Source organism: Pseudoalteromonas sp. AWM4_233 (assembly GCF_056158285.1).
In genome coordinates this window covers 1-3,318 of sequence record NZ_JBSWSZ010000045.1, presented here as the reverse complement: position 1 = coordinate 3,318, position 3,318 = coordinate 1, and the positions used below count along the sequence as shown (strand labels likewise).

Below are 3,318 nucleotides of genomic sequence, written 5' to 3'. Positions count from 1 at the left end.
TTTTTTTTTTTTTTTTTTTTTTTTTTTTTTTTTTTTTTTTTTTTTTTTTTTTCAAAAAAAAAAAAAAAAAAAAAAAAAAAAAAAAAAAAAAAAAAAAAAGCCCCCCCCACCCCCCCGCCCCCCAGCAAAGCCCCCCGCCCCCCCGCCGCCGACGTCCGCTCCTCTGCCTTCGGTTCACACCCTTGTGTACGACAAAGGCGGTGATCAGCATGAAGGCAATGCTGTACGAGCGGCATATATCGGATATGTCTGCAACATAGCTGTTGAAATAACCTACATGGTCGGGGTTTTGAAGGACATCCCCAAAGCCTGCCTGCAGAAAATAACCGAAGGCCCATCCGGCGACCACATTGTAGAATGAAAGTATCATTATCCCACAGAGGATGCCAAAAAGTCCAACAAGCCCCCAGGTTTTACCTCCGAGTTTTTTGAATGCGCCGTAGGGATCCGACTGCGTATTTCGGCCAATCGCAATTTCACCGACCATTACCGGAAGGCCTATCAGGAAAATCCAGCCAAGATAAACGAGCAGAAATGCGGCGCCGCCGTTCTCTCCGGCAATGTAGGGAAATTGCCAGATATTTCCGAGTCCGACTGCCGACCCGGCTGCCGCTGCAATAAATCCTAGTTTACTTGAAAATCCGCCCCTTGCTGCCATTTAATTTGTTTTATTGTCGTGAATCAGCAAAGATAACCACAAATAAAGCCGGGCCAAATTCAGGATAAAATCAGCACGGGATTAAAAGTCGATAAAGCGATACTGGAAATTGAGGAGAAACTGTGTCCTTTTGCCTAACACGCCAACTTCAGTACGTAGCATGTATCGCTTGCTGAACTGGTACTGAGCACCCAGCAGCATATTGAATGGCGCAGTGACTTTTTTGTCGAGCGTATAATTGATGGTGGTTTCAGGATCCAGGCCATCAGAAATTTCCTCAAGTTTTTCGATTATCTGGTTAGCTATTATTCGTTGCGGAGGCGGCAGGGTTTCGGCCCATTCATATAAATTATCAATAATTACACCCTGGCCAAAGGACGGGAAAATATCTGTTAGCGGTATACTGCCGTGCGTGTCATTGCGAATGTTCTGAAAAAACACACCCCCATATGGATATGGTGCGATCAGGGCGATCTGCCATCTGTATGGTGTTTCCAATCCGCAGGCTGCTGTTAAAGGCCGGTACAGGGATCCGACAGGACGTCTATATTGGCGAAAATATAGTTATTGTCAAAGGCAATCCAGACCGGTCCAACGGCGCCTGCCAGTGTCATACCTACGCCAAATGATGATGCGCTGAATTGCTGCGTTGTTTCAAAACCGATTGGCTCAAGCAGGTTTACTTCCGTTTCGGTAGTACCGCCACCCAGCACGGCATAGACATTAACAAAGGGCAGTATCCATATGTCGGGACGCACTGTATAGGCACTCGTTCGGGCGATAGTTGGTCCGAATTTTATATACTCACTAAAATCGACCAGCTCACCGTCATTCAGACCCAGGAGAATCCTGTCGATCGTAATATCCTGCTTTTGCGTAAAGAAAACGCCGCTAATTCCATAGGCGAAAGGCAGATCGTATCCCCGTTTGTATGCCTTTTTTCCGAGAAATGGCAACACATGATTGTACTGCCATCGCCATTAGACTGTCGTAGTAATTGTCGAATGCGGAGTTGGTTGATTTACCATAACCCTGTCCTAAACAAGACAGGGCAGACATTGAAAGAAGGAGAGCGGCTGCAAAAAGCTTCATTTACCAGGGATTTTTTCTGGTGTGAAGCTACTTATAAAATTTTAAACGGCATGATGATTTATTCATACCGAAGGGTTTTGGCCGGATTTACACTTGCAGTTTTTAAGGTCTGATAGCTAACCGATAAGACAGCAATCAGTACAACGATAAATCCTGAAATGATAAAGATCACAGGATTGATTGATACATGATATGGGAATTGGTTCAGCCATCCATCCATGATATACCAGGCAACAGGCCAGGCGAGTACTGTGCCGATAATAACGAGTTTGATAAAGCCCGACGAGAGGGTACGAAGAATTTGCGCCTTGCTTGAACCTAAAACCTTTCTAATCCCGATTTCCTTGGTACGTCGGGAGGTCATGTATGAAGCGAGTCCGAACAAGCCCAGACAAGCCACGAAGATAGCGAGCATCGTAAACAGGCCGAAAGTCTGACTAAACCGGTTGTCCTGTTCGTATTGCCTGTTGAAAAACTGGTCCAGGAAAAAGTAATCAAACGGATTCCCGGGAAAAAACTCGGCAAATGAACCCCGAACCTTTTCGAGCAGCGCCTGATAGTTGTCTGTTTCAACCTTTAATGCAAAAAAGCTGTTGGGCATTGAATATCGAAATACCATGGGCGCGGGTCGGCTTTTTAGGGACATCTGATGATAGTCGCCGATAACGCCGGCGATCTCCATGGTATCACCGCTCTGCCGCACAATGGCACCAATAGCATCTTCCGGGCTGCTGAATTCAAGCGCTTCGACCAGTGATTCATTTATTATAATACGTTCGTTATCGTTGGGGAACTCTTTGGAAAAGTTCCGTCCGGCGATCACCGGAATTTTCAATGACGGGAAATACTCCTCGTCCACGGCTACCATATACGTGGTGAGGCTGCTTTTCAGGCCCACCGCTGAGTCGCCGGATACCATTTGTCCAGATGATTTCACGGCCGGGAACATTTGTTGATGCGGCGACAGATTTTATGCCGGCAAACTTTTGAATTTCAGTTTTGAAGCTCGAAAACCTGTCATTGTAGGTGGAGTCGATAACGCCCGGACCATTTATGACCAGGGTTTCATTAATATCGACACCAAGGTCCCTGTTTTTCATATACTGAAGCTGCTGAAAAGGTGCTGATGAGTTCTCGTAACAGGACGCAATTAACCTTCAACAGATAGTTATGTGCACCTTACTTCGTTCAGTTACGTATTGCTAAGGTTAACGACGGTTAGATTCACCTCTTACACAGCACCTAACCACCACTTGTAAATCTGCTTGTTCTTTTTCAGCTAATAGCTTTGCAGCTGTAACAACCCTTTGCACATGCGCTAAGTCATGTCCTGCATCGGCTATGGGTAATGCTTGTACAAATTCGCGACAATTTTGTTCTAAAGACGCTAATTTATCGTTATTCAATGCCCTACTCTCCGGATAATTCGTTGATCAACATTGTATGTTTGTAAACGCTTAACTAAAATGCCCAGCATACAATTAAGTTAGGAAAAATTCATGTGACATGAATTTTTCCAGGTGCTGTGTTAGAGGTGAATCTAACCGTCGTTAACCTTAGCAATACGT

General features: G+C 45.1%; 4 protein-coding genes and 1 pseudogene. All 5 read right to left on the bottom strand.

Going from position 1 to position 3,318, the window contains the following annotated elements; translation table 11 throughout:
* Positions 1-658 (bottom strand): annotated as a pseudogene (locus ACXAC4_RS19455) (hypothetical protein); the annotation flags it as partial.
* A gap of 81 nt (positions 659-739) precedes the next feature.
* Entirely contained in the window at positions 740-1,156 is a 417-nt protein-coding gene (locus ACXAC4_RS19450; protein ID WP_475164844.1) for a hypothetical protein, read from the bottom strand.
* A gap of 14 nt (positions 1,157-1,170) precedes the next feature.
* Positions 1,171-1,617 (bottom strand): hypothetical protein, encoded by a 447-nt coding sequence (locus ACXAC4_RS19445; protein ID WP_475164843.1) that lies wholly within the window; start codon positions 1,615-1,617, stop codon positions 1,171-1,173.
* 191 nt (positions 1,618-1,808) lie between these two features.
* Positions 1,809-2,687: an ABC transporter permease gene (locus ACXAC4_RS19440; RefSeq protein ID WP_475164842.1), complete on the bottom strand. Its 879-nt coding sequence runs from the start codon at positions 2,685-2,687 to the stop codon at positions 1,809-1,811.
* A 271-nt stretch (positions 2,688-2,958) separates the two neighbouring features.
* On the bottom strand, positions 2,959-3,156 hold the full coding sequence (locus tag ACXAC4_RS19435) for a hypothetical protein (protein WP_475164840.1): 198 nt from the start codon (positions 3,154-3,156) through the stop codon (positions 2,959-2,961).
* Positions 3,157-3,318 lie beyond the last annotated feature (162 nt).